20 protein-coding genes and 1 pseudogene are annotated in these 25,923 nt (G+C 68.3%); 10 read left to right on the top strand and 11 right to left on the bottom strand.

Features of this window, described 5'->3' with window-relative positions; translation table 11 throughout:
* Positions 1 to 31: 31 nt before the first annotated feature.
* Positions 32 to 3,367, bottom strand: coding sequence for a hypothetical protein (locus THSYN_RS23670; RefSeq protein ID WP_157817890.1), 3,336 nt, complete (start codon positions 3,365 to 3,367; stop codon positions 32 to 34).
* Positions 3,368 to 3,692: 325 nt separating this feature from the next.
* Here THSYN_RS23670 and ubiD point away from each other — a divergent pair, with 325 nt between their 5' ends.
* On the top strand, positions 3,693 to 5,156 hold the full coding sequence (gene ubiD / locus THSYN_RS23675) for a 4-hydroxy-3-polyprenylbenzoate decarboxylase (RefSeq protein ID WP_100921305.1): 1,464 nt from the start codon (positions 3,693 to 3,695) through the stop codon (positions 5,154 to 5,156).
* 406 nt (positions 5,157 to 5,562) lie between these two features.
* Positions 5,563 to 5,730 (top strand): hypothetical protein, encoded by a 168-nt coding sequence (locus THSYN_RS34280; protein ID WP_157817891.1) that lies wholly within the window; start codon positions 5,563 to 5,565, stop codon positions 5,728 to 5,730.
* Between the two features lie 758 nt (positions 5,731 to 6,488).
* Here THSYN_RS34280 and THSYN_RS23680 read toward each other — a convergent pair.
* The 6 genes and pseudogenes from THSYN_RS23680 to THSYN_RS23705 form a co-directional block, all read right to left on the bottom strand.
* Positions 6,489 to 6,764, bottom strand: a pseudogene (locus tag THSYN_RS23680) (RNA recognition motif domain-containing protein); the annotation flags it as partial.
* Positions 6,765 to 6,989: 225 nt separating this feature from the next.
* A complete protein-coding gene (locus THSYN_RS23685) occupies positions 6,990 to 7,232 on the bottom strand; it encodes a glycine zipper domain-containing protein (protein WP_100921307.1) in 243 nt (80 codons plus the stop codon).
* Between the two features lie 102 nt (positions 7,233 to 7,334).
* Entirely contained in the window at positions 7,335 to 7,736 is a 402-nt protein-coding gene (locus THSYN_RS23690; protein ID WP_100921308.1) for a Rap1a/Tai family immunity protein, read from the bottom strand.
* Positions 7,737 to 8,099: 363 nt separating this feature from the next.
* Positions 8,100 to 9,290: a sulfate transporter CysZ gene (gene cysZ / locus THSYN_RS23695; protein WP_100921309.1), complete on the bottom strand. Its 1,191-nt coding sequence runs from the start codon at positions 9,288 to 9,290 to the stop codon at positions 8,100 to 8,102.
* A 128-nt stretch (positions 9,291 to 9,418) separates the two neighbouring features.
* On the bottom strand, positions 9,419 to 9,625 hold the full coding sequence (locus THSYN_RS23700; RefSeq protein WP_100921310.1) for a hypothetical protein: 207 nt from the start codon (positions 9,623 to 9,625) through the stop codon (positions 9,419 to 9,421).
* A gap of 59 nt (positions 9,626 to 9,684) precedes the next feature.
* Positions 9,685 to 11,259 carry an alpha-isopropylmalate synthase regulatory domain-containing protein gene (locus THSYN_RS23705; RefSeq protein ID WP_100921311.1) on the bottom strand — a complete coding sequence of 525 codons (1,575 nt, stop codon included), beginning with the start codon at positions 11,257 to 11,259 and terminating at the stop codon, positions 9,685 to 9,687.
* Positions 11,260 to 11,731: 472 nt separating this feature from the next.
* Between THSYN_RS23705 and THSYN_RS23710 the strand changes: the two genes are divergently transcribed.
* From THSYN_RS23710 to THSYN_RS23730, 5 genes are all read left to right on the top strand, one after another.
* A complete protein-coding gene (locus THSYN_RS23710; RefSeq protein WP_236848979.1) occupies positions 11,732 to 12,112 on the top strand; it encodes a restriction endonuclease in 381 nt (126 codons plus the stop codon).
* A 341-nt stretch (positions 12,113 to 12,453) separates the two neighbouring features.
* Positions 12,454 to 13,044: a PBECR2 nuclease fold domain-containing protein gene (locus tag THSYN_RS23715; RefSeq protein ID WP_157817892.1), complete on the top strand. Its 591-nt coding sequence runs from the start codon at positions 12,454 to 12,456 to the stop codon at positions 13,042 to 13,044.
* A 198-nt stretch (positions 13,045 to 13,242) separates the two neighbouring features.
* Positions 13,243 to 14,433: a methionine gamma-lyase gene (gene megL / locus THSYN_RS23720; RefSeq protein WP_100921314.1), complete on the top strand. Its 1,191-nt coding sequence runs from the start codon at positions 13,243 to 13,245 to the stop codon at positions 14,431 to 14,433.
* 80 nt (positions 14,434 to 14,513) lie between these two features.
* Positions 14,514 to 16,004 carry a GNAT family N-acetyltransferase gene (locus tag THSYN_RS23725; RefSeq protein WP_157817893.1) on the top strand — a complete coding sequence of 497 codons (1,491 nt, stop codon included), beginning with the start codon at positions 14,514 to 14,516 and terminating at the stop codon, positions 16,002 to 16,004.
* Between the two features lie 86 nt (positions 16,005 to 16,090).
* The gene (locus tag THSYN_RS23730; RefSeq protein WP_100921316.1) at positions 16,091 to 16,375 is read left to right on the top strand and encodes a hypothetical protein; all 285 of its coding nucleotides are present in this window, start codon (positions 16,091 to 16,093) and stop codon (positions 16,373 to 16,375) included.
* Between the two features lie 30 nt (positions 16,376 to 16,405).
* On the opposite strand, the gene THSYN_RS23735 is transcribed toward THSYN_RS23730, so the two are convergent.
* Both THSYN_RS23735 and gltS read right to left on the bottom strand, forming a co-directional pair.
* The gene (locus THSYN_RS23735; RefSeq protein WP_100921317.1) at positions 16,406 to 17,923 is read right to left on the bottom strand and encodes a TAXI family TRAP transporter solute-binding subunit; all 1,518 of its coding nucleotides are present in this window, start codon (positions 17,921 to 17,923) and stop codon (positions 16,406 to 16,408) included.
* Positions 17,924 to 17,925: 2 nt separating this feature from the next.
* Complete coding sequence (gltS, locus tag THSYN_RS23740) at positions 17,926 to 19,131, bottom strand: sodium/glutamate symporter (protein WP_100921318.1); 1,206 nt, start codon at positions 19,129 to 19,131, stop codon at positions 17,926 to 17,928.
* Between the two features lie 335 nt (positions 19,132 to 19,466).
* Between gltS and THSYN_RS23745 the strand changes: the two genes are divergently transcribed.
* On the top strand, positions 19,467 to 20,048 hold the full coding sequence (locus THSYN_RS23745; RefSeq protein ID WP_100921319.1) for a Uma2 family endonuclease: 582 nt from the start codon (positions 19,467 to 19,469) through the stop codon (positions 20,046 to 20,048).
* 104 nt (positions 20,049 to 20,152) lie between these two features.
* On the opposite strand, the gene THSYN_RS23750 is transcribed toward THSYN_RS23745, so the two are convergent.
* Positions 20,153 to 20,473: a ParA family protein gene (locus THSYN_RS23750; RefSeq protein ID WP_100921320.1), complete on the bottom strand. Its 321-nt coding sequence runs from the start codon at positions 20,471 to 20,473 to the stop codon at positions 20,153 to 20,155.
* A gap of 57 nt (positions 20,474 to 20,530) precedes the next feature.
* On the opposite strand from THSYN_RS23750, the gene THSYN_RS23755 reads away from it, so the two are divergent.
* Together THSYN_RS23755 and THSYN_RS23760 are read left to right on the top strand one after the other, a co-directional pair.
* The gene (locus THSYN_RS23755; protein WP_100921321.1) at positions 20,531 to 24,238 is read left to right on the top strand and encodes a CHAT domain-containing protein; all 3,708 of its coding nucleotides are present in this window, start codon (positions 20,531 to 20,533) and stop codon (positions 24,236 to 24,238) included.
* A 661-nt stretch (positions 24,239 to 24,899) separates the two neighbouring features.
* The gene (locus THSYN_RS23760; protein WP_100921322.1) at positions 24,900 to 25,355 is read left to right on the top strand and encodes a DUF29 domain-containing protein; all 456 of its coding nucleotides are present in this window, start codon (positions 24,900 to 24,902) and stop codon (positions 25,353 to 25,355) included.
* A gap of 257 nt (positions 25,356 to 25,612) precedes the next feature.
* Here the strand turns inward: THSYN_RS23760 and THSYN_RS23765 are convergent, their stop codons facing one another.
* On the bottom strand, positions 25,613 to 25,843 hold the full coding sequence (locus THSYN_RS23765; RefSeq protein WP_100921323.1) for a DUF433 domain-containing protein: 231 nt from the start codon (positions 25,841 to 25,843) through the stop codon (positions 25,613 to 25,615).
* Between the last annotated feature and the right edge of the window lie 80 nt (positions 25,844 to 25,923).

Consider the following 25,923-nt stretch of genomic DNA (forward strand, 5'->3'; position numbering starts at 1 on the left):
CAGCCGGGGGGCCGAGGTGGCCACCCGCCCACTAGCCCAGGAGTTCAAGCAGCCCGAACCCAAGGGTCCCGAAGGGGAGAATGGCGAGCTTGATCAATGGGTTCTCCGAGAACCGCTGGAACGCGAAATCGTGCATCGTCTCGACCCGCTCGATCAGGTTCTCCAACTGCCGCCGCGGCGGCAGCCCCCCGGGACGCGCCGCGGCATCGCGCAACTGGTCGCGATAGTCACCCAGGGTAGCCGCTCGCAGTCGCCGCGCCGCGCGCTGCACGATCCAGGCCGAGAGCAGGAGGTAGAAGGCCAGCACGACGAAGGCGATCAGGATCGCGGGCGACAGCACGGTCGTGTCGAACCAGGGCAGGCGCGCGGCGACCAGCAGCAGCAATACCAGGAGTGGATAGACGGCGGCGCGCACGGCCATGTCCGCGTAGCGGGCGACCACACGCAGACTGATCCAGCGGTCGACGAGACTGATGTCGACCCGCAGTTCCTCGTCCGCGTAGCGCCGACGAACCGGTTCGGGCCAAGAGACCGTCTTCGGACTCAGTTCGGCGATCAGGTGCCGTGCGCAGAACGCCAGATCCAGATACAGAAAGACGAGCACCGACACGCCGAAAATGCTGAGTGGGCGCAGGTTGATCATGAACTGCCGGAGATCCTCACCGCGCAGGGCGCCCGTGCCGCTGTTCCCGCCGATGGCCGGAAACAGGCTCATGACGAAGAAAAAAAACAACAGGGCCAGGGACAGGGGACCCAGCAGGCGCAAATCGAGCCGGACGCGGCGCCGATGCCGCTGCCAGAGCGCTTGCGCCTGGTCCGATTCCCGGCTGCCCTCCGCGGGTAGCGCAGGCCCATCATCGCTGGCACCGGCCCCGGGCGTTGCGACAGCCCCCGATCCCGCCTGCTCACCGGGTCCCGTCGTCTCATCGAGACCCCCGCGCACCCGCTTCAGGCGGCCCGCCAGGCTGGCACCGCGGCAGCGCAGCCAGGCCCAGTCCCGCGCAAAGCCCTCGCGATACGACTGCGCGGATACGGACCTCGGCCGACTGTCGGCAGCGGCATTCGTGATATAGCGCCGCTCGATCTCGCCGAGGGCGCGCGCCCGCTCCATGAACATCAGGGGGACGAACAGGACCGACAGGGCCACGGCGAGGGTGGTCAGGTAGATAGGTATCCAGCCGCTGGTCCCGCTAGCGAGGCTGAAGGGTTCCGTAGGGACCCCGGGCGGGCGCAGCGGATAGACCAATACGGAATGACTAAAGGCGTACCACAGGCCCAAGGCCAGCAGGATGACCAGCACCAGCAGCCCCAGCGCACCCAGGGGGTGCGTACGCAGGAATCTGCGGATGGCGGGGTCATAGAGAAGATAGACACCGGCCAGGGTGAGTGTGAAATAGAAGAACGCCAGCAGCCAATCGGCCGACTTCCCCGGGGCCAAGCCCCGGGTGGTCGGGTCGGGGGGGCTGGGCACCGCGGCCGGGTTCACGAGTTCGGTCGGGCCGTTGCGACTTGACTCCGTCCTCGGCACCGCCGGGTCGACAGGTGCGGCCGGGTTCACGAGCGCGATCGGGCCGTGGCGGCCGATCTCGTAGAGTCTCACCACCGCGGCTGGCTTGTCGATGACCTGGCAGCGCGCGGCCCTGGTCTCGTCCGACGCGGTGCCGCGCGGGAAGGCCTGGCGTACGGCATGGAAGATCGCGGTCTGGTAGTTCGTCCGAAACGGCGGGAACGAGGCACTGGGGTCGCACTCGGCGGGTCTCAGGTCAAAGCCGCTGGCGACGATGAGCCCGCGCGTCGCCTGTTCGTAGGCCGAGTCGAACATCCGGGCGTCGAGATCCGTCGTGAAGAAGACGGCGGCGGGAAACTTCGGGCGCAGCGCCTGCAGGATCAGCATCTTGTCGTGCAGGTCGCTGCCCAGGATGCCGATGGCGAAGACCCGGTTCGGCCCCTCGGCCAGTTCATCCGCCAGGCGGCGCAGATAGTCCAGTTGCGCCTGACCCTCGGCGCGCTCGTTAGCGGGGGTGACCCGGGGCGGCGGCGACAGGGCCCCGGACGCCGCCCCCGGGGCCGCGCGCGGGGCCTCCTGCTTGCCCTGGGAGGATGGGATGTTGCCATCCAATCCGCGCATATAAGTAAACAGGTCGACGCGGGGCTGGCCCTCGTCGTGGCCAGCCAACGGAACGAGATGCTTCTGCACCGCCAGCGGCAAGGAGCGACCGTAAATGGTATCCCACTCTGAAATGAGAACGACGCGTTTTACCCTTTTAGGCTCATGGATATCAGCCGGACCCGCCGCCCCGAACCAACCGCCCACAATACCATTGACCCACTGGGTGATCTGTCTTGGCCATTCCAGTATAAGAGCAGGGTTGCCCAAGATACCCTTGACCCATTCGTTGATCTGTCTCGGCCATCCCAGTGGAGGCGACGGGTTACTCTGGGAGTAGAGTCCACGGTCGCGCAGTTCCAGATTCAGTCGAACCGCCAAGTGGTCATCGGTGGGAATGAAACGCCGCAGGCTCACCCGCAGCGCCGGGCAATCGTAGGCGCTATCTTTGCAATCACCCCGACGCTCGGAATCGAGGCCGACGGCACGCTTCAGGCTTTCATCCGTCGCCGTGGCAATCGCCGAGAAAAACTCCAGTTCCAGCGGCGGGTCCGCCGCGGTTTTCTTGAATGTATAGATATCCTTGAGGTAGCCCACCAGTCCGTCGGAACTGGCCGGACCCAGCACCTTGACCGGGGCCACGATACGCATCCGGGGATCCATCCCGGCGGCCGCCTGCTCGACCACCGCCCGGATACGGCTCAGCGGTTCCTGCTTGAAGGCGTCGCTGGCGAGCCACAGGAGCATCAGCCTGTCCGGGGCCTCTCCCGCTTTCAGGCGCTCGAACCGCTCGTACGGCACCACCTTGGGAAGGCCGTCCCCATGGGGCTGAAAGTAGCCGACATGGGTCGAGTCGACCGGCAGGTAACGGCTCATCTCGAGGGCCGACAGGATCGCGTGGCGCGAGCGCAGGCGACCCTCCACGGACTCCGCATAGGGTTCCGCATTGACCAACACGGCCAGGACTTGCGTCGGCTCGTCCGGGGCCGGGGCTGCGGTCGGGGCCGGAGCCGGCGGCGGTGCCGTGGTGGGGTCGGGGCGCGGCTCCGGGGGTTTCAGAAAGCGCTCGACGGCCTCGAAGGGGTCCTGCCACAGGCGTGCCGGGACCTTCTGATCAGAAAAAGACTGGTCCGCCAGGCCGGAATTGGGGGGGCGCAGGGTTTGCAGCGGCGCGCCGTCGAACCAGACGACGCCGACGACCGCAAGCACCGCGACCACCCCGGGCACGGTGAAACCAAGACCAGTGTTGGACGCGCTCATGACTCCCCCTCGAACCCCTTTGAATCGGTCGGCGAACCACGGAACCTTGGGAGCCGGACTTCCGCCCGGTGCTCGGGCCTAATGATAGGCGATGGTGCGACCGTTTCCAGGATTTCATCAGAACCTTGAGTAACCGAAGGCCATCGATCCTGCCGCGCCACCCTGTTCAAGGCGGCCGGCGCCTGGAGGCGGTGCGGTACGCCACTGAGCGGCACTGGGGCCGCCGACGAGAGTAAACAGGCTCCGTCCCCTGGTCTACCCTTGAGCCCGCCCGCGCAATCCCCCATGATGCCGCTCCCCCATCAGGTCCAGGTCCGCCCCACCCATGAAATACGCCGATCTCCGCGACTTCATCGACCAACTGGAACAACGCGGTGAGTTGAAGCGCGTCCGGGCCGAGGTCGACCCCCATCTGGAGGTCACCGAGATCTGCGACCGGACGCTGCGCGCCGGCGGTCCGGCGCTCCTGTTCGAGCGGCCCAAGGGGTCGCGTGTCCCGCTGCTCGGCAACCTGTTCGGCACCCCCAAACGGGTGGCCCTGGGGATGGGGGAGGAGTCGGTGGCGGCCCTGCGCGAGGTCGGTCGGCTGCTCGCCTTCCTCAAGGAGCCGGACCCGCCCAAGGGGCTGCGCGAGGCCTGGGCGGCACTGCCGATCTTCAAGAAGGTCCTGGACATGGCCCCCAAGGTCAGGCGCAACGCCCCCTGCCAGGAGCAGGTCTGCGCGGGCGGGCAGGTGGACCTGGGGCGCTACCCGATCCAACATTGTTGGCCGGGCGACGCCGCACGGCTCATCACCTGGGGCCTCGTGATCACCCGCGGTCCGGAGAAGCCGCGGCAGAACCTGGGCATCTACCGGATGCAGGTGCTGGGACCCAACCGGGTCATCATGCGCTGGCTGGCCCACCGGGGGGGCGCGCTGGACTTGCGCGACTTCCAGCGGGCGCACCCGGGCCAGCCCTTCCCGGTGGCGGTGGCCCTGGGGGCAGACCCCGCGACCATCCTGGCGGCCGTGACACCGGTGCCGGACAGCCTGTCGGAATACGCCTTCGCCGGCCTGCTGCGGGGCAGTCGCACCGAGGTGGCCACCGCTCTGGGGTCGGACCTGCAGGTGCCGGCCAGGGCCGAGATCGTACTGGAGGGGCACATCTACCCGGACGACCTGGCGGCCGAGGGTCCCTTCGGCGACCACACCGGCTATTACAACGAGGTCGACCGCTTCCCGGTCTTCACCATCGAGCGGATCACCCAGCGCGCCGACCCCATCTATCACAGCACCTATACCGGCCGACCGCCGGACGAACCGGCGATCCTGGGGGTGGCGTTGAACGAGGTCTTCGTGCCGATCCTGTGCAAACAGTTCCCGGAGATCCAGGACTTCTACCTGCCCCCGGAGGGCTGCTCCTATCGGCTGGCGATCGTCAGCATGAAGAAGCAGTACCCGGGGCACGCCAAGCGAGTGATGATGGGCGTCTGGTCCTTCCTGCGCCAATTCATGTACACCAAGTTCGTCATCGTGGTGGACGAGGACATCAACCCGCGGGACTGGCAGGACGTGATCTGGGCCATGACCACCCGCATGGACCCGGCGCGCGACACGGTGATGATCGAGAACACCCCGATCGATTACCTGGACTTCGCCTCCCCGGTGTCGGGGCTCGGGTCCAAGATCGGGTTCGACGCGACCAACAAATGGCCGGGCGAGACCACCCGCGAGTGGGGCCAACCGATCCGCATGGATGATGCGGTGCGCGAGCGGGTGGATCGGATCTGGGCCGATCTGGGGATTTAGGTGAACTCCGGATAATTTTATACCCGTACAACCAACCGGAGGTCGAGGCTTCAGCCGGATGCGGCGCCGCTGCCCGCTAAAGCGTCGGCCTCCGGTCGAGTCGCCCCGGCCATCGTAGGTCGAGCCTTCGTGGTACGGAGATTTTCGGAAATCGCCTTAGTACCCGGTTTCGGCTTCTCTTGCGTAGCGACCCCAACGGGGTCGAACATACCAGCCCAGGGCAGCGCCCTGGGTATGGGTTATCGTAGCGCTTAGCCCTGAAAGGGCGTGACATAACGGCGCGGCTCCTTATGTCACGCCCTTTCGGGGCTGGGCCGGATAAACAACGCTATCCCAGGGCGTTGCCCTGGGCTGGTATGTCGAGCCCCTGCGGGGCTTGAGCAGGCGCAGCCAGGAGTAGCGTCCAATGTCAGAAACCTCTATCGCCGACACGAAGAGCCAGCGCGCGAGTTTCTGGGACCAAATCGAAGCGATGCGCGCGGATTCCGGATTTCAGCCAGTCGACCTGACCCCGCAGGAAGTTCGTGCTTGGCGCGACCGCAGCGACGGGCGCGATTTCCAGTGGCCGCAATGAAGTACCTACTCGACACCAACGTGGTTTCCGAGCCGGTCGCATCCACACCGAACGCCGACGGCATGGGCCATATCAAGGCAAACTGAATCCGGCCAGATCCCGGCCGCGACGAAGGGTGGCCGGAATGTTGATCAAACATCGTAGGGTGGACAAGCGTAGCGCAGTCCACCAGCGACGGCGCAAGCCTAAGAGTCCGGACAGTGCCACCCGGATGTACCAGTACCGCGAAGAGGCTTCCCGGTACCCGTCCGGCGATCGATCAAGCGCGAACAATCAGGTGATTTGCGCATCAGTTCATACCCTCAGGATACACCGACCCGGTGAGAGCGGATTTACCGTGAAAGCCCGGCGGGGCCTTGTGGGAGCGGCTTCAGCCGCGACGAGGCCTCGCGGGATGCCCGAGCGCCGCGGCCTTGCATCGCGGCTAACGATGATGAAGTCTTGTCCGTCACCCCGGAACATGAGAGATCCATGTGGGAGCGGCCTGTGGCCGCGATGCGGCGCCGCGGCGAACGCCGACGCCGCGTTCCGCACGCGGCCCGTCGCGGCTGAAGCCGCTCCCACAGCGTCGCTGCGCGACTCTCACGGTGACGCCTCGACCTCCTGTCTCCCGGCAGGGCGCGCCGCACCGGGGCGCGGCGCCCCCGGGTGGCTCAGTAGCGCCCGCCGCCTTCCCGGCCGCCGCCGTCGCGGTCACGATCACGGCCGCCACCGCCGCCGCCCCAGCCACCACCGCCGCCACCGCCCCCTCCACCACCACCACCACCGCCGCCACGCGGACGGCTCTGCTGGTCGCGCGGGCGCGCCTCGTTGACGGTCAGTTTGCGGCCCTTGAACACGGACTCGTTGAGTTCCTTGATGGCGGTCTCCGCCTCCGTGCCGTTGGGCATGTCCACAAACCCGAAGCCCTTGGACTGTCCGGAAAACTTGTCCTTGATGACCTCGGCGCTGGCGAGTTCCCCGTACTCGCCGAACACGTCGCGCAAATCCTCATCGGTGACGGTATAGGTTAGGTTGCCTACGTAGATCCTCATCGCTTTCTCTCACGCTTCTTGTGTATTGATCGGAGGAAACCCGAGGAGCGACCAACACACAAGTCCGCTCACCGGAAACTGAGAGTCTGCGCAGGCACCACTGCCTGGCCGGCACCGCCCTGCCCCGGACACCCGGCCAGTGCGATCGAAACAAGATGAAAAGTAGTGGATCAAGGTCAAGGCGTCAACCATGCTGCGATGAAAAAAGGCTTGACCCTGACCACCTCAGTCGATATTGCCCTTGCGATGCTGATCGTAGAGGTAGCCGCCCAGGGCGCCCACGCCAAGCCCGATCAGGGCGCCGGCACCGGCGTTGGCACTCAGGGAACCGATCAGGGCACCGCCCGCGGCGCCCATGAGCGCGCCGCTCCCGGCGCGGCTGCCGGTGGTGGTCCCGCAACCGGCGATGGCCAGCGTGGCGATCAGGAGGCTGGGGACGGCGAGGGTCTTGAATGAGAAGGTCTTCATACGCGGGACTCCTGGAATGTGGCGGACGCGACGCGGAAATGTGAGAGGCCGATGGGGCTCAAGGAAGCCGGACCGGGGGATCGATCAGCACCGAGGACGCCCTCAACCCTTGCAGGGATACTTGGCCGCCAGGGCGCGGAGCAGGCCCAGCACGGGCGGCGCGCCCATTGCCTGCGCGTCCCCGGCCTTGGCCGCGGCCCAGGCATTGAAGGCAGTGACCCCGTCCTCGATGGTGGCATTCGGCGGGAAACAGACCAGGCGCTTCAACTTCCCCGGCTTGCTGACCGCGTCGTGGTACTGGGCCACCGCCTCGATGAAGGCCCGACACGCCTGGCGGGCCGGCGGATACTCGGCCGCGTCCGCCGGCACCGAGCAAATGCCGTAGAGTCCCTTGGTGGTATCGAAGCGGAAATCGGCGTTCTCCACCGCCGCCGCGCGGTGACCGAGACCCAGCGTGAGCAGGGCGGCGAGCCCGGCGTTGATCGCTACTCGTTTGGAAATCATGATGGCTCCACCTCGTTGATTGTCTGATCGACGCCCGCTAAAGGATCGGCGCGCGTTGCGCCGCGCCCAAAACGGCGCCGGCACCCCGGCCATTCTAGGCGATTTTCGGAACACCTTGTACCAAAGCAGGAGTGCCTTGTAGGGTGGATAAGGCGCGCGTGAGGACTTTGCAGACCGGGCACCGCGCTCGATCGCGCCGCATCCACCAAGCCTCCTCCCGGACGTTCTCACGGACCGGGCGTCGTTGTCGTTGTCGTAATCGTGGTCGGATTATTCGACAACGACAACGTACCCGGAATCTCGGTCACCACATCAGTTCTGATCGCACCCTAGCCAGTAGCCAGGTCCCGCTGCGATCAGGACTCACCCAAGCAGCACCTCCTTGGCCTCGTTGATCTTGGCCGCCAGATAATCCGAGCCGCCCCGGTCCGGGTGCAGCCGCAGCATCAGCCGCCGGTGGGCCGCCAAGACCTCCTCCTGGCCCGCGTCTGGGGCCAATCCCAGGACCGCCCGCGCCTCCTCCGGCACCATGCGCAGGGCCGGCGGCAGCTTCGTGTCCACGGCCGCCCGCGGCGCGGCAGGGCGCGGCACCCGCTGTCCGCGCTCGCGCTCCAGATAGACCTCCAGGGCCTCGGCGGAGGCGACGTCCAGTTGGTTCCAGCGCAGGAGCAGTTCCAGCAGGTCCTCGGTGGAGACCGCGTCCAGCGACTGCCCCTGGTGGACCCCATCCAAGAGTTCACCGCTGATATGTCCGGAGAGCTGATCGATCGCCAGGCGCACCCCGCGGGTCGCCACCCGGGACTCATGGGGCCCCTGGTAGTTGCGCGGCCCTTTGAGTTCCCGCACCCACAGCGCCGTGGCGCCGGCCACCGCGCTTGGCATGACGATGAAGTTCAGCACCGGGACCAGGTTGAGCCCGGCGGTCGCGGCGCCGAAGCCCAACCACAGGCCGCGGCGCTCACGCAGGCGCCGGCGCTGCTCCGGGAACTTGAGCCCGTTGTTGCCCATGGGATAATCCGCGTACTGGACGGCCAGCATCCAGGCGGTGAACAGGAACCAGAGCACCGGGCCGACCAGGGGCACGAACAGCAGCAGCAGAAAGGGGATGGCCCAGAGCAGGGCGTAGAGCACCTTTCTGGCCTCGTCCCACAGGGTGGGCACCAGGTCTTTGAGCATCCGCGCCGCCCCCCCGCCCCCGTCCGGCTCCAGGGGCCGCCCGGTGAGCAGGAGTTCGACCTTTTGCGCGAGCAGGCCGTTGAAGGGGGCCGCGATGAGATTGGCGATCAGCGAGAACCCGTAGACCACCAGCACCAGGAGCAGCAGGACGAAGAGCGGCCACAGGACCCAGTCCAACCACTGGAGCCAGCCCGGGATGCGCCCGTTCATCCAGGTCACGAACCCGTCGAACCAGGACACCCCGGCGGCGATGCCGACCGTGAAGACCAGGATATTGATCAGCAAGGGGACTATGACATAGCGGCGCAGGCCGGGGCGGCTGATGAGGCCGATGCCGGTCAGCAGATAGCCGGCACCGGAGGCAGGATCGACGGGCATGGCTGGATTCGCATGGTTTATACCGGGACGACAGTATACCGAGCCCGGACCCGCAACGCCGAAAGGAGCCGGGGCGTCCCGCCCCGGCGTCCACCAAGCCCGGACCAGCCCCCCATCCGCACAGTGCCTCAGACCGGCGGCAGCGTCACCACCCCGGCCAACCCGCAGTAACCGAACTGCTGGTGCTCCGATTCGGCCTCAGGCAACAGGGGGTCAGCCGGCCGGCTCATCCAGCGCCAGGCCATACAGTGGCTGCCCTTGCAGACGATGTGCTGCTGGGCACCGGAGACCACCGGACAAAAAAAGCGTTTGGCGTCTTCTTCTTTGCAGATCACGTTGAATTACCTGGCTCCAGTCGATCGGCCGGGAGCGGCGATGGGGGCCGCGCCCGGGCTCAGGCCAGCGCGGCCGCCGCGTCGCTCTGGCCTTCCGTCAAGGCCCGGTGCATGACGATGTTGAGCATGCGCATGGCCGCCGCGACGGCGGCATAGACCTGGTTGGCGTGCACCCCGCGGGTCTTGAACTCGCCCTGATCGCCCTCCCCCTCCCAGGTGATGGTGCACTCGGTCAGCGCATCGCTGCGTCCGCCCTTGGGGATGCGCACCTCGAAGTCCTTGAGCCCCGGCAGGCTGATGCCCTGGCGCTTCACCAACCGCGCCAGGGCATTGTCGAAGGCGGCGAAACCGCCGTTACCGCTGCCCGCGGCGCTGAAGACCTCCGCGCCCAGGCGCAGCTTGATGCTGGCGGTGGACTCCAGGTCCAGGCTGGAGGTGACGGTGCAGGCGAGCAGTTCCGCGTGGTGATAATCCTTGCTGTCCAGGACCTCGGCGATGATGAAGGGCAAATCCTCGATGGTGATGGTCTTCTTGGAATCCCCCAACTCGACGATCCGCGCCAGCACGCGGCGCTGGTTCTCCTCCGACAGACTGATGTCGAGGCGTTCCAGGTTCTTCGCCAGCGACGCCTTGCCGGCCAGCTTGCCCAGGGCATACTTGCGCCGCCGCGCGAAGCGCTCCGGGGAGAGGCGCGTATGGTAGAGACTGCCCTTGCGGTCCCCGTCGGCGTGGATGCCGGCGGTCTGGGTGAAGACATCGGCCCCCACGATGGGGGCATTGTCGGCGATGCGCTTGCCGGAGAAGTACTCCACCAGTTCACTCACCCGGGCCAGATGGCTCTCATCGATCCCGATGGTGAAACCGAGCTGGTCACGCAGGTTGACCGCCACCTCCGCCAGGGACGCATTGCCCGCCCGTTCCCCCAGACAATTGACCGTGCAATGCACCGCCGCCGCGCCCGCCGCCGCGGCAGCCAGCACATTGGCCGTCGCCAGGCCATAGTCGTTGTGGGGGTGAAAGTCGAACCTGGCGCCCGGAAAGCGCCGGATCATGTCGCCCATGGCGAGCGTGACGCGCTCCGGGGTCATGACCCCGAGCGTGTCCGGCAGCATGAAGTGGGCGATACCGCAGTCCGCCAGGCGCTCCATCAGGCCGTACACATACCCCGGCTGGTCCTGATAGCCGTTGGACCAGTCCTCCAGATAGATGTTGACCTTGAGGCCGCGTGCCAGGGCGATGGCAACCGTTTCGCGCACGTCCGCCGCGTGTTCGTCCAGGGTCTTGCCGAGCTGGCCGCGGCAGTGTGTCTCGCTGCCCTTGGCGAGCAGGTTCAGCACCCGCCCCCCCGCGCTTGCGATCCACTCCACGCTGCGCCCTCCGTCCACGAACCCCAGCACCTCCACGCGCTCCGCCAGCCCTCGGGTAGCCGCCCAGTCGATGATCCGGCCCAGCGCGTCCTGCTCCCCCGGCGACACCCGCGCCGAGGCCACCTCGATGCGGTCCACCCGCACCAGGTCCAGCAGCACCTTGGCGATGTTCACCTTCTCGTCCGGGGAGAAGGAGACCCCATGGGTCTGCTCGCCGTCGCGAAGCGTCGTGTCCATGATCAGGACGGTGCGGGGGGAGTCGGTCATGGGCAGGTCTCGGCAGGCGTCAGGGGTCCCGGGCAAGGGCGTGGTCCCCTGTTTCATTGGCTCACATCGCCCTCCCGGGGGGTGGGGCGACCACGGTGGTAATGATATCACCCAAATCCGCCCCGCCGCCGCGTCAGGCGTCTGGCCTGCGCGGGCGCAGCCTGATCCGGCGGTATCGATCCAGGGCGTCCCAGCCCAGATGCGGCAGGGGTTTACCGCGCGTGCGCGGACACCCGACCCCGCCGGCGCGCGGCCTGTGGGCCCACGCCGCGCCGTACTTCAAGAATGGTCTGGTACCACCTGACGCAATTGCTCGGACTCTTGGCGTAGCGAGAAGCCAAGAGCCGTTTCCGATGGCGCGGAAATCGTCCCGCCGACGGAGCCGCCTGTTGATATTCCAGGCACCCGATCCCTTCTCGATGTTCTGAAGTCACTCCCCCCGGAAGGTTTTGAACGCGCGTCGCAGCGACTACTGCGCGAGTCCGGGTTCGAGCGCGTCGTCGTCACTGGCAAGTCCGGCGACGGGGGCATTGACGGCAACGGAATTCTGCAGGTCAATCCTTTCGTTAGCTTCACAGTGTTATTTCAATGTAAACGCTACGCCGGTTCGGTCTCTGCATCACAGGTTCGCGATTTCCGCGGGGCGATGGTCGGACGAGCTGATAAAGGCATCATCATCACGACCGGCACCTTTACTACAGAGGCGATGAAGGAAGCGCGACGCGACGGGGCGCCGCCCATCGAACTGGTCGACGGCGACACACTGGTCCAGATGTTTGAGCGCTTGGAGCTTGGAGTCAAACCGAAGACCGTCTACGAAGTCGATGAGACGTTCTTCGAGGAATACCGCTGATGGGAACATCCAACTGATCCAGCTCGGGCGCCAGACCGGGACGCCCAGGCCCGCACAGCAGCGCCTGCAGCACCCCCATGGCGGTGCGCGGCACGGCCCCGACCGCCAGCGCCTCGCCCAGGCGCAGGAGGTCGGTCTCCGTCGCCGAGCCCAGTAGCGTCTCCCAAATCTGCATCGCGGCCCCTGTCGTGTCGTCGTTCAGCCGCGGATGGTAACCGACCGGCGGCCTGGAAGCGCTGCGGGCTGGTGCGGCGGGGTCACCCTCGGCACGACTGCGCCGCCTCGACAAATCGAACACAACAGCACCGGCGATTGCCGATCGCCTCGGCAGGTGCCAGGATTTGACCTTTGCCGTACAGCGTGCCGGTCAGTCGCCGGTCCGCATCACCCAACAGCATCCCAATACCCCTATGCACAGCTTGGAAGGGTTATCGGCCTCCGGCAGACAGATGCCGCCGGCGCGTAAGGCAGTGGGAGTGGAGAGGTTATCCCCCTCGCTCGCTGAGTCGGCGTTGTTCCGCCGCTTCATGCTCGAGTTCGGAGACGAGAAACGCGCAGTGTTTACCGATGTAATCGGCAACGCCTTGGAGATCGACCGCGGCCTCTTTCTGAACCTCAGGGGAGAGTGGAAGATCATGAAGGGCGAGCGGGCGCCTTGGCTGCTCTATACCGCCTTCAACATCAAGGAGCCGGACGAGATTTGGCGCGAGCCTGGTCGGCGCGGCGGGCGGGACAAGCTTTACTACCTGAGCCGGTTCGAGGTCGGGCGCCGGGGCTTACTGGGCTGTGTCGCCGTCTTCGCGCGCGAGCGGGGCGCAACTGGGACCTGGGCGGGCAGCACGAATTACGCGACGACAGACGAAAAATACATCTATCGCAAGCGCAACAAGGAGATTCTCAACGGCGAGATGAAATACTGGAGGCGGGAGTAAGGGCAGGGCGTTGCCCCCATCCAAGCCGATCGCTGGTGCGCCACGTCCCGACCTCGCAATCGACCGTTACGCTGACCAGTGTAGGCGATCACCGCCGGACCTGCAATCCAGGCGGGAGGCTCACGCCGGGTTGCGCCCCTGGGGCACTGCGTTTAGCCTTCCCCGGCCGCATCCCGTCGGCCGGAGGACCGCAACAACATGAACGACGACCAGGCACCGGGCTTTGCCACCCGCGCCATCCATCACGGCTACGACCCCCTGGACCACGAGGGGGCGCTCAATCCCCCGATCTATCTCAACTCCACCTACGCCTTCCCGGACATCGCCGAGGGGCAGCGGCGGTTCCGCGGCGAGTCGCCCGGCTTCATCTACTCGCGGGTCGGCAACCCGACCGCGAGCGTGCTGGAGGCGCGGCTCGCAAGCCTGGAGGGCGGCGCGGCGGGGCTCGCCACGGCCTCCGGGATGGGCGCCATCACCTCCGCCCTCTGGACCCTGCTTGCGGCCGGCGACACCATCGTCGCGGACCAGACGCTCTACGGCTGCACCTTCGGCTATCTGGAGCACGGGCTGACGCGGCTCGGGATCAAGGTGCGCTTCGCCGACCTCACCAGCCCCGCGGAGTTGGAGGCGGCCCTGGACCCGCACACCCGCGTGGTCTTCTTCGAGTCCCCCGCCAATCCCAACATGCGCCTGGTGGATATCGCCGCGGTCAGCGCCATGGCCCGGGGGCACGGGGCCCTGACGATCGTCGACAACACCTATTGCACGCCCTATCTGCAACGCCCGCTGGAGCTGGGGGCCGATCTCGTCGTGCACTCGGCGACCAAATATCTGGGCGGACACGGCGACTTGCTGGCCGGGGCGGTGGTGGGCAGCGCCGAACTGATCCAGCAGATCCGCTTCTTCGGGGTCAAAGAGATGACCGGGGCCTGCATCTCGGCCCTGGACGCCTATCTGGTCCTGCGGGGACTCAAGACCCTGGAACTGCGGATGGAGCGTCACTGCGACTCGGCCCAGTCCCTGGCGGAACTGCTCGCCGGCCACCCGGCGGTCGCGCAGATCTGGTATCCGGGCCTGCCGTCCTTCCCGCAAGGCGACCTGGCACGCCGCCAGATGCGCCGGCCCGGGGGTATGATCGCCCTCGAACTGCGCGGCGGCTACGCGGCCGGGGTGCGCTTCATGGACGCCCTGCGGCTCGTCACCCGGGCGGTGAGTCTGGGGGACTGCGAGACCCTGGCCCAGCACCCGGCGTCCATGACCCACGCCACCTATGCCCCGGAGGAGCGCGCCCGGCACGGCATCAGCGAGGGCCTGGTGCGTCTGTCCGTGGGGCTTGAGACCTGTGCCGACCTGGCCGCCGATCTGCGCCAGGCGCTCGCCGGCATCTGAGCGCGCCCAGAGGCCCGCACCGTGCCCGCCGCGCATCCCGATCGTCGATGACTGACATCACCGGAGCGACCTGCCGACCCATGTCTGACCCAGAATCCGCCACGCCCGAGTCCGCGCCCCCCGCCAAGGACCACACCCTGCTGGAACTGCGACTGATGGACGCCGTCGCCGCCACGGTCGCGGTGGACGCGGTGGGGCAGACGTTGCGAGGGCTGGGCCTCACGGCCGCCGTGCGCGACAGCCTGACCACGGTCTTGGTCCAGCTCCTGCTGGAGGCGCGTGAGCGCGAGGTGTTCGCGGATGATCCGCCGGTGGTGCAGGTGACGCTCAGCCTTCACGGCAACCAGGTCCGGGTGCGGGTGAGCGACCTGCGTATGCCGCAGTGGGGCGAGGAACCCAAGCCCTGCCGGTCCGACCAGTTGGTGCGCCAATCGCGGCTGGATGGGTTCCACCGGGGCGAGCAGGGCAACAGCGGCAACTGGAGCGAGTGCATCCTGAACCTGCCGACCGCGGCCGGCGGCACCCCGCCGGACCTTGAGCTGCCGACGGATACGCCGCGGGTGAGCGCGCCGGCGGCCGCGGCGGTGCAACTGCGCGAACTGTGCGCCGCGGATGCCGAAGGACTGGTGCGGCTCATCTACCGGGTCTATGGCTACAGCTACCCGAAGCCCGAGTTTTATTCGCTGGAGGAGATTCGGCGCCTGCTGAAGGTTGGCGGCTTGCGGGGCATTGTGGCGATCGATGACACCGGCCAGGTCGTGGGCCATGTGGCCATCGTCCCGGATACCCCTTACCTCACCTGCGAGCTGGGCCGCCTGGCGGTGGACCCCGGCTATCGGGGGCATAACCTGGCCTCGCGGCTCACCGATCAGATGCTCGCGCTGGCGGGCCGGGCCGGCATACCGGCGCTCTGGGCCGAATGCGTGGCCAATCACCCGGCCTCCCAGCGCGTCCTTCTCGCGGCGGGCGGTACCGAGGTGGGGTTGCTGCTGGATGCCTTTCCCGCGATGCGGATGTCGCGCTTCGCCGCACCCCTGCAGGCGCGCCAGAGCCTGGTGCCGATCGCCAAGGTCCTGGCGCCAGGCCCCTCCTTCAAGGCCCATCTGCCTGCCCATCTGGAGCCGATCTACCGGCAACTGATCGGCCAACTCGGCCTGCAACGCGACCTCGACACCAGTGACCGGACGCCCGCGGGCACCTTGGCGCTGCGCGTGGCGATGCTCCCCCAGATCAACGGGGGCTTTGTGGCCGTGGATCACCTGGGCAGCGGCGGGGTCAAGCGCGTCCGGGCGGAGATGGCGGCGATGATCCAGGCCCGCATGGCGGTCATCTATCTCGATATCCCGCTGGCCGAGGCCGGCGCCGGCCATGCCATCGAGGTCGCCTACCAGCACGGTTTCATTTGGGGCATGTTATTTCCCTGCGCCCGCGCCGACGGCGACGTGCTGCGCCTCCAGTGGCTTGGTTCGCAGGTCCTGGACGTGAACGGCATTGTGTGTGCCACGGAGCATGGTCGGGCGATGAAGGACTGGGTGCTCGGGGAGCGGCAACGCCGGCTTGCCGGTTCCTGAGCCGCCGCCGGCCGGTAAGGGCCGCGCCGCGCGCGACCGCTCCAGTTGCATCATCAGGCGCCATAACCAACGAGAGGACCCCAGTCATGCCGATCAGCAACTCGCTTCCGGGCCTGCTACCCCTGATCTTTGCCCTGCTGCATGGTTCCGCGGTCATGGCCGCGGGCGGCACCGATCAGCAGCAGCGCCAGCCCTCTCCCGCTTCCGCGGCCTTCGAGGATCGCGGTGCCTGTCCATTCGAGTGCTGTGAGTATACCAATTGGATCGCCAAGCGTGAGATCGCCGTTCATCAGGCAATGGACGAGGCCTCGCCGGTCGTCTTTCGGAGCAAAGAGTCCGACGCCTTCGGCAATCAAGATCGATGCGAATAAGCAGGCACCGGGTGCGCCGCCCGGCGGCCCTCAGTCGACCGGACTCACAGCGCCGGCAAAAAAGACCTCGGCCGCCGGGTGCAGCGGCAGGGTCAGGCCGACGGCAGCGCTGCGGCGGTTGATCTGTGACCCCGCCGCCGACCCGGCCGCCACGAAGTCGATCCCGCCGAAGAGGGTGCCGAGCACCAGGTCGACATCGGCCCGCGGCAGGCGCTCCGCGGCCACCAGCAGGGCGGTCGCCGCCAGCGTCGGCACCGCCTCGTGCTGACCCGGGTAGGTGTCGGGCGGCAGTTGGATCGGCACCAGCCCGGTGGCCTGGCCGGCCAGCGCGCGCTGGAGGTCCGGCGCAATGGGCAGGAGCCGGATCAGGCCCAGCGCCGCCGCCTCCTGGATGCGGGCGGCCGGGGCGCTGATGGTGGCAATGACCGCGTCGACCCGTCCCGCCGCCAGGTCCGCCAGACCCTGCTCCAAACCGCCCTCGCGGACCGCCGCCAGCCCCTTCATATCGACCCCCGCCGCGGCCAGGAGCAGGAGTGCGTTGGCCCGACTGCCCGAGTTGGGCTGGCCGATCTCCAGGCGCCGGCCGGCCAGGTCGTGCGGGGTCCGCAGGGCGGAGTCGGCGGCCACGATCAGGTGCAGGGGCTCGGGGAAGAGGCTCGCGAGTACGCGCAGGGCGGGCTGCGGACCGGCCGAGGCGAAGCCGTCGCTCCCCAGCAGCGCGGCGGCGGCGAGATCATTCTGTACCAGGGCCAGGTCCGCCCGGCCGTCGCGCAGCAGTGCCAGGTTCTCCGCGCTGCCGGCGGTGGTGAGCGCGTCGGCGGTGCGGCCCCGCGCGGTCAGGGTCTGCGCCAGCAACTGCGCCACCCCCTGGTACTCACCGCCGGCCGGGCCGCCGGCCAGGATGAGGGCGTGGTCCAGGCGGTCCAGGCGCTGGGTGATCGTCTCGTAGGCCTGGTCGAGTTCCTCGTTGATGATCTTGTACTGGCGCTTGGGGTCGGCGCTCTGGCGCGCATAGAGCTGCTTTAGGCGCGCGAAGAGCTGCTGGGACGCGGCGCTGCTCGCGGGGCTCAGCGGCGCCGAGGGGGTCCCGACGCCGGGCAGGGTCACCGCGACCGGCACCCACCCGTCGGCCGCGGCGGCGTCGCGCACGAAACTCGCGCTACCGTGGACATAGACGCGATCACCGCGCCGGTTGCCCGCCTGTTCCAGACCGCTCACGCCCAGCGGCGTGGCCCCCAGCAGGCTCGCAAAGGCGGCGATGTTGAGCGTGTCCCAGGAGGAGAAGTCCAGATCCCGCTCCAGCCCGAGCACGGCGTTGAAATAGACGATTTGCCGGGGTCGGCCCTGCGCGTCCGCGGCCAGGGGGCCGCTGCCCAGGCGGCGCAGGCGCTCGATGGCGAAGGTCTGGGGGCCGAAGGCCTGGGTCAGGCGCGCCTCAATCACCGCGTCGAGCGCGGCCTGGTCCGGGGCCTCCCGGCAGCCGGTCAGCAGCAGCACGGCCAGCAGCAGCCAGAGCCCGTGGGTGAGTTGCATCAGGGATCGCTGCATGATCAGAACCCGAACCAGGGCAGTGCCAGGAACCCCTGGATCACCAGGGCGTTGGTAATGTCGATCAGGAAGGCGCCGATGATCGGCACCAGCAGGAAGGCGAGCGGCGAGGGGCCGTAGCGGTTGGTGATCGCCTGCATATTGGCGATCGCCGTGGGGGTGGCACCGAGTTGGAAGCCGCACTGACCGGCGGCGATGACCGCCGCGTCATAGTCGGCGCCCAGCACCCGAAAGGTCAGGGTGACCGCCAGGACCACCACCAGCAGGGCCTGCAGGCTCAGGAGCACGAGGATCGGCAGGGCCAGACTCACCAGCTCCCACAGGCGCAGCGACATCAGGGCCATGGCCAGGAAGAGCGACAGACAGACGGTGCCGAGCAGTTCCACCGTGGGCCCGTCCACCTGGTAGAACCCCCGCCACCCCAGGGTGTTGCGCAGCACGATGCCGGTCAGCAGGCACCACACGAAGGTCGGCAGCTTAAGGCCCGGGATCTGCACGGTCTCCGCCAACAGGGTGCCGACCCCCAGGCACAGCATCAGCAGCAGCACCGTCTCCATCAGCGACTCAGGGCTCAGGGGCCGCCGCTCATCGGTGCGCAGCGAGCCGGGCCCCTGGTCCGCGGCCGCATCCGCGCGGGGTTCGAGCCCATGCCGCCGGATCAGCCACTGGGCCGTGGGCCCGCCCAGGATGCCGCCCAGCACCAGCCCGAAGGTGGCACAGGCCATGGCCACCTCCACCGCCCCCTGCAGGTTGTTGACCTCCCCGAACAGCTTGCCATAGGCCGCCCCGGTGCCGTGACCGCCGGTCAGGGTCGCCGAGCCCCCCAGGAGGCCCATCAACGGGTGCAGGTCGAGCACCTTGGCGATAGCGATGCCCAGGGCATTCTGCAGCAAGAGGGCCAGGATCACGACGGCGAACAGGATGACCAGCTTGCGCCCGCCCCGGGCCAGGGTGCGCAACTCCGCGCTGAGCCCGATGGTGGAGAAGAACACCAGCAGCAGCGGCGCCTGGGCGCGGGTATCGAACTGCACCTGAAAGTCCCCAAACCGCGCCAGCGTCAAGAGCAGCGCCGCCGCCAGCCCGCCCACCACCGGCTCCGGGATGCTGTAGCGTTGCAGCACCGGCACCCGCGCGATCAGGGCCCGCCCCGCGAGCAGGACCAGGATGGCGGCGACCGCCGTCAATGCGAGCGAGACCTCGACCTGCATGGGGTAGCGTCCAGTGGGATGAGTCGGAAAGGCGGTCGCGGGTCCGGGCCTGAGGTGGGCGAGGCGACCGTTCGTCGGCGGGGGTAAGGTTAAGCGAAAACGCCGCGCGATGCAGCAGCGTACTGGGAGCGCCGCACCCCAGTGCGGCGAGACCTCTCTGCGGCACGGGACGCCGCGTTCGTCTGAGCCGGCTGGGCGCCCTGCCCGCGAATGCCCCGGCCAGCCGCCCCGCGTTGCGACCGCCCCGCTGCGCGCGGGCCTGGTGTCGTCCCCGCGACCGGGCGCCCGGCCCCCACTCCGGGCTATACTCACGGCGGCTCCACCGGAGGATCACCGTGTCACTCAAGACCAGACCCAGCTACCAATTCGAGGACTATCTCGCAACCGAGCGGGCGCAGACGCAGGTCAAGCACGAATATGTGGACGGCGAGGTGTTCGCCATGACGGGCGCCTCATTCAATCACAATCTGATCGTGCTCAACCTGGGCAGCGAATTGCGGGCGGAGCTCAAGGATCGACCCTGCCACGTCCTCCCGAGCGACATGCGCGTGCGTATCCAAGCGGCGAACGCCGGCACCTATCCGGACCTGGTGGCCCTGTGCGAAGCACCCCGCTTCCATGACCAGCGGCGCGATGTGCTCATCAACCCGGCCCTGCTCGTCGAAGTCCTCTCCCGCTCCACGGAGGCCTATGACCGCGGCGGGAAGTTCGCGATCTACCGCCGGCTGCCGAGCCTCAAGGAGTATGTGCTGGTGAACCGCGACCGCCCCCTGGTGGAGGTCTATGCCCGCCAATCCGACGGTCGTTGGCTGCTCGACGCGATGGAAGGGATGGATGGCGAGGTCCGCTTCGAGTCCATCGCGTGCGCGGTGGCCATGCGGGAGATTTACGACAAGGTGGATTTCGAGGCGGAGTAGCGTTTTCGGCCTTGGTCATGGTTCCGGCCGTAGGGTGGACAAGCGCTATCGCAGTCCACCGAACCCCGCGCCGCCGCTGGTGGACTGCGCTGCGCTTGTCCACCCTACTTGACGGTCGCGCCCGGCCTTTCCAACGCCCAGGTCTCCACCAGTTGGGGCTCGCCCAGCAAGATGGCAGAGAGGGTGCATTGGGGATCGTAATCGAGCACGAGGACGCGGAGTCCGGCCCGCGCCCACACCGAGTCCAATTGATCGGGCAGGGTACCGGTCACGGTCTTGCGGGTCGCCACCGGCGTATCGGGGTCCGCGCCCTTATAGCGGACGAACTCGATCTTGGCCCCCGGGAGCCAGGATTGGGGGCTTGCGCCATACAAGAGCTGCGCCGCCGGGTTGGGCCGCCAGGCCCCGGCGACCGTGCGGCCCAATTGGCGCTAGAATCCCCACTACCCCGGCACCGCCGGGGCAACCCCGGAGGACTCGCCATGGCCTTCAGCAGCGTGCTGCACATCCGCCAAGCCGATCGCATCGATGGACACTACCCCATCCGCCTGCGCCTGCGCTGCCCGGACCAACCGGACCTGGAGGCCGAGGCGCGCATCACCTTCGCGCTGACGCCCCAGGAGCAGGAAGACCTGCGCTGGTACCTGGAGGACTATCTCCAGAACCCGGGGGCGGTGGAGCCGGTCCAGATCGCGCAGATCGAGTCCATGCTGCACAGCCGCGGGGAGGACCTGTACCGGCAGGTCCTCACGGCCAATCCGGACACCCAGGCGATCTGGTTCGCCATCCGTAACCAACTCGCGGATCTGCGAATCGAGATCGCCTCCGGCATCAGCGGGGCCGCGGCCATCCCCTGGGAGCTGATGCGCGACCCGGCCTTGGACTGCGCCATCGCGCTGCGGGTGCGCGCCTTCGTGCGGGTCCAGTCCAACCCGAGCCTGTCGTTCATCCCCATCCCCCCGCTGGACGACGGGCGCATCCGGCTCCTCTATTGCTGCTGTCGGCCCAACGGGACCGACGACGTGGGCTTGCGCGCGGTCGCCAACCGGCTGCTCCAGGGCCTGGGCGAGCACCGCCCGCGCTTCGCCATCCGCGCCCTGCGCCCGCCCACCTATGAGCAACTCCAGAAGGAGCTGACCGACGCCAAGGAGGCCGGCCGGCCCTTCCATATCGTCCACTTCGACGGCCACGGCATCTACGCCGACCTGGGCGGCACCGCGCTCGCCGGCTGGGTCGCCCAGCTCGGGAGCCTCATGCTCGGCGGCAAGACCAAGGGCCCGCAGGGCTATCTGATCTTCGAGCACCCCGGGAGCAAGGAGCGGGTCCGCCCGGTCCCGGGTGCGGCGCTCGGCCAACTGCTGCACGACAGCGGCGTCCCGGTCCTGGTGCTCAACGCCTGCCAGTCCGCCATGCACGAGGCGCTCGAGCGGCCCGCCGCGGCCACCGACGCCCACGCGGAGGTCCGGGCCATCGGCTCGCTCGCCCAGGCGGTGGTGGACCAGGGCATCCCGGCCGTGCTCGGGATGCGCTACAGCGTCTATGTCGTCACCGCCGCCCAGTACATCGGCGCACTCTATGCCGCGCTGGCCAAGGGCCGCGGCCTGGGCCAGGCCGCGAGCGAGGCGCGCAAGGACTTGAGCCGCAACCCGGAGCGCTGGGTGGGGCTCCGGCCCCGGCCCCTGCAGGACTGGTGCGTCCCGGTGATCTACGAGGCCATCGACCGCCCGCTGCTCGCGCCCGGGCAGACCGCGACGCTCAGCCCCGGACCGGACCTGGACCCGGTCCAGAACGACCCGGCCCTGCGCCGCTATTGCCCGGACCAGGGGTTCGTCGGCCGCGACGAGACGCTCCTGATGCTCGACCGCGCCTTCGACACCGCCCCCGTGGTCCTGCTCCACGCCTATGCCGGCCAGGGCAAGACCGCGACCGCGGTCGAATTCGCCCGCTGGTACGCCCAGACCGGGGGGCTCGGCGACCAACCGGTGGTCCTGCTGACGTCGTTTGAGGTCCACACCGACCTGACCGACGCGCTCAACCGTATCGGCCAGCGCTTCGCCCCCATTCTCCAGGCCAACGGCATCGAGTGGCACAGCATCAACGACGAGACCCGGCGCCGCACGCTCATCCTGCAACTGCTGCGGCTGGTCCCGGTCCTCTGGATCTGGGACAACCTGGAGCCGGTCGCCGGCTTCCCGGCCGGCGCCGAGTCCGCCTGGACCCCGGCCGAGCAGACGGAGCTGGCCGATTTTCTGAAACAGATCAAGCTCGACGGCCAGACCAAGGCCAAGCTGCTGCTGACCTCCAGGCGCGACGAACAGGCATGGCTCGGCGGCCTCCCGCGGCGCGTCCGGATGCCGCCCATGTCCGCAGCCGACGCCGCGCTGCTCGCGCTCGAACTGGGCCGGGAGCGCGGGCTGGAGCGCACCGGGATCGGCGACTGGCAGCCGCTGCTCGACTACTGCGCCGGCAACCCGCTGACGCTGCGGGTGCTCATCGGCCAGGCGGTCGGGCTGGGGCTCAGCGGTGCCGGTCAGATCGCCGCCTTCGTGCAGGCGATCCGCGACGGCGCCCGGCCGATCGCCGATGGCCCGGACGGGGGCGACGCGGACGCGGAGCAGGGGCGCGACCGGTCGCTGCGCGCCTCGCTGGACTATGGGTTCGCCCATGCCTTCGCACCGGCGGAGTTGCCGATCGTCGCGCTGCTGCACCTGTTTCAGGGGGTGGTGGATGTCCGTGCCCTGGCCTTGATGGGCCAAGGCGACCATGCGCTGCCGGCGTTGCAGGGCCAGGACCAGGACCGGCTCACCACGCTGCTGCGGCGCGCCGCGGACATCGGGCTCCTGACCCCGCTCGGGGGGACCCTGATCGGAATTGGGTTCGGCATCCACCCGGCGCTGCCCTGGTTCCTGGGCCAGGTCTTTGCGCGCTGCTATGACGGCGCCGAGGGACGCCCGGCGGCTGGGTCGGCCAGGCGCGCCTGGGTCGAAGCGGTCGGGGCCTTGGGCGATTACTACTGCGGCCAGGTCGTCGCAGGTCACCAGGAGGCGATCCAACCGCTCGCGCTGGAGGAGTCCAACCTGCTGCACGCCCGCCGGCTGGCCCGACGGCAGGGCTGGTGGTCGCCGGTCATCTCCGCCATGCAGGGGTTGCGGGTGCTCTATGAGTACCAGGGGCGCCGGACCGAGTGGTCCAGGCTGGTGGCCGAGTGCGTGTCGGACTATTGCACGGCGGACGATGGACCCGTCCCCGGGCGGGAGGACGGGTACACCCTGGTCATGGGCTATCGGGTCGATCTGGCCCGGCAACTGGACCACGACCTCGCCCGCGCCGCCGACTTGCAGGCGAAGCTGGTCGACTGGGACCGGCAAGCGGCGGCCGAGGCCCTGGGGCTGCCGGGGGATGCGCCGCTGGATGCCGATCGGCGCCACCGCGTCCGGACCCTGGGGGCATCCCTGGCGGCGCTGGGCACGATCCTGCGCGAGCAGGGCAGCGGCGACTGCATCGCCCGCTATCTGGAGGCCATCGGGCACGCTCAGCGCATCGGCGATACCGCCGGCGAGGCGATTACCCACTTCAACCTCGGCCACGCCTACAAGGACATCCCAGCCATCCGCGACCTGGACTCGGCCGAGTCCGCCTACCGGCGCAGCCTCGACCTGTTCGATCCCAACGACGCACTGAACCGCTCCAAGTGCCTGCAAGCAATCGGCATGGTGCATCACCAACGCTTCGACGCCGCGCGCGCACGGGGCGAGCCCGAGTCGGCGCTGCTCGACCAGGCGCAGTCGGCGGAGACCCATTTGCAGCAAGCCTTGGCGCTCTGCCCGGCCGGCGCCATCGCCGACCTGGGGCCGATGCACAACCAGTTGGGCGCTCTCTACGACGCGGTCGGCCAGACCGAGCGCGCCCGCGAGCACTACGAGCAGGCCGTGCAGTTGGCCGAACGGGTCGGCGACCGCTACAGCGCTGGAACGAGACGCTTCAACCTCGCGGTCCTATATCTCGGCTCGGCCGAACGCGAGGCCGCCCTGCCCCGCCGCCGCGACCTGCTGCACCGCGCCCAGGCCTACGCCCACTCCGCACTGCGCGACTTCGGCCACTACCAGGGCCGCGCCGCCGATCCGGAGGCCCGGGCGCAGCAACTCATCGACTCGATCGCCCAGTCGCTGGCCGAGCCGCCGCCCCCGTAGGGTGCGCCGCGCGCACCACCCGCCGCCCGCGAGCCCCGTCGAGCGGGTCAGGCGCGCCCCCTGCGCCCGGCCCGTCAGGCCCCGTCGGTGGCGGCACGCCCTAGCCCGACGCGGCGGCGCCGACCGTGGGAGCGGCCTCCAGCCGCGGTCAGACGCCGCCGCAACCCGCCCCGCCGCGTTGCCCGCGGCGCCCGGTGGGAGCGGCTTCAGCCGCGACCCAAGGCTGCGGTAACCCGCGACGCTCGGGCAACGCGCGAGGTCTCGTCGCGGCTGAAGCCGCTCCCACCGCGTCGCTGCGCGACGTTCACTGCAAAGCCGCTCCCACCGGGTCGGCGCCGGACCTTGACGGTCACCGCCAGGCCGCTGGTCCGCTGATCCTGGTCCTGGTCCGCACAGCGGACCCTACGCGCCCGGCGGATCAGCACCGTAGCGCCGTAGGTCGGGTTAGGCGCGCCCCCCTTCGCCCTACCCGGCACGCTCCGTCGGTTGCGGCGCGCCGTAACCCGACGGTGAGGCGCCGACCGTCGGGTTACGCTGCGCCCCCGTCCCGCCTGGGCGCGACCATTGCGTCTGCCGCCCCTGCGGCCCATGCTCAGCCGATCCGTCCCGGACAGTTGGAGCCTAACCAGGCCCAAAGACGTAGAGACTGAGGTGATGAAGAATGACCGGATCGCCGAGTTACGACCGTGACTTTTTCGGCTGGCTGAATACGAATGCACAATTGATGCGGAACCGTCAGTTCGACCAGATCGATGTCGAGCATATTGCCGAGGAACTGGAAGGGATGGCGCGGAGCGAAAAGCGGGAATTATTGAATCGCCTCGCGGTACTGCTGGTGCACTTGCTCAAGTGGCAGTACCAGGCGCCCAAGAGGACCGGTAGTCGGCGCAATACCATTGTGATGCAGCGCATGGATATCGCGGACCTCATCGAAGATAGCCCGAGCCTGAAGCCGCTGGTGGCGGAGAAAATGCAAGCGGCTTATGAAAAGGCCAAGCTCAAAGCGGAGGATGAGACCGGAATCGACCGACGGAGTTTTCCGAGCCAGTGTCCCTACACGCTTGAGCAGTCGTTGTCGCCGGAGTTTTTCCCCGGCGATCACAGCGATCTCGCCTAGCCATTTGACTCCCGCGCCGGACGGGGCATTCGCCCCGTCCGCAACCTTTTCTCCGAGCCCGCGGACCCGCGGCACGAATCAGCGAGAGAATAAACGTTCGGGACGGGGCGAATGCCCCGTCCCGCCCGTAAGTCGCGCGCGCATTCGGCGACCGGCGGGTTACGCCGCCCGGCGCGCCAATGGCAAACGCAGGTCGACTTCATCCCATGGCACCCACACCCGGCCATCTGCGCCGCACTCCACGACCGTCCACTCCATCAGGGCGGCCACCGGTCATGAGCGACGACCGCATGGGCATAGGCGAGGCAGGCCGTGATGTCGTCCGCCTCCAGACCGGGATAGTCGGCCAGGATGGCGTCGGTGGCCTCACCTTGCGCCAACAGCGACAGCACCATTTCCACTGAGATCCGCAGGTCGCGGATGATTGGTTTGCCGCCGAATACGTCGGGGCGCGCTGTGATTCGGTGCAACAGGTCGTCTCGGTTCATGGGCCGCTCCGGTCAAGTCGGTGAGTCTGCTGGTCGGATTATGCACCTGGGGCCGGGGACGCGGGGAATCTGCGCATGAT

The sequence above is a fragment of the Candidatus Thiodictyon syntrophicum genome, assembly GCF_002813775.1.
Taxonomy (GTDB): domain Bacteria; phylum Pseudomonadota; class Gammaproteobacteria; order Chromatiales; family Chromatiaceae; genus Thiodictyon; species Thiodictyon syntrophicum.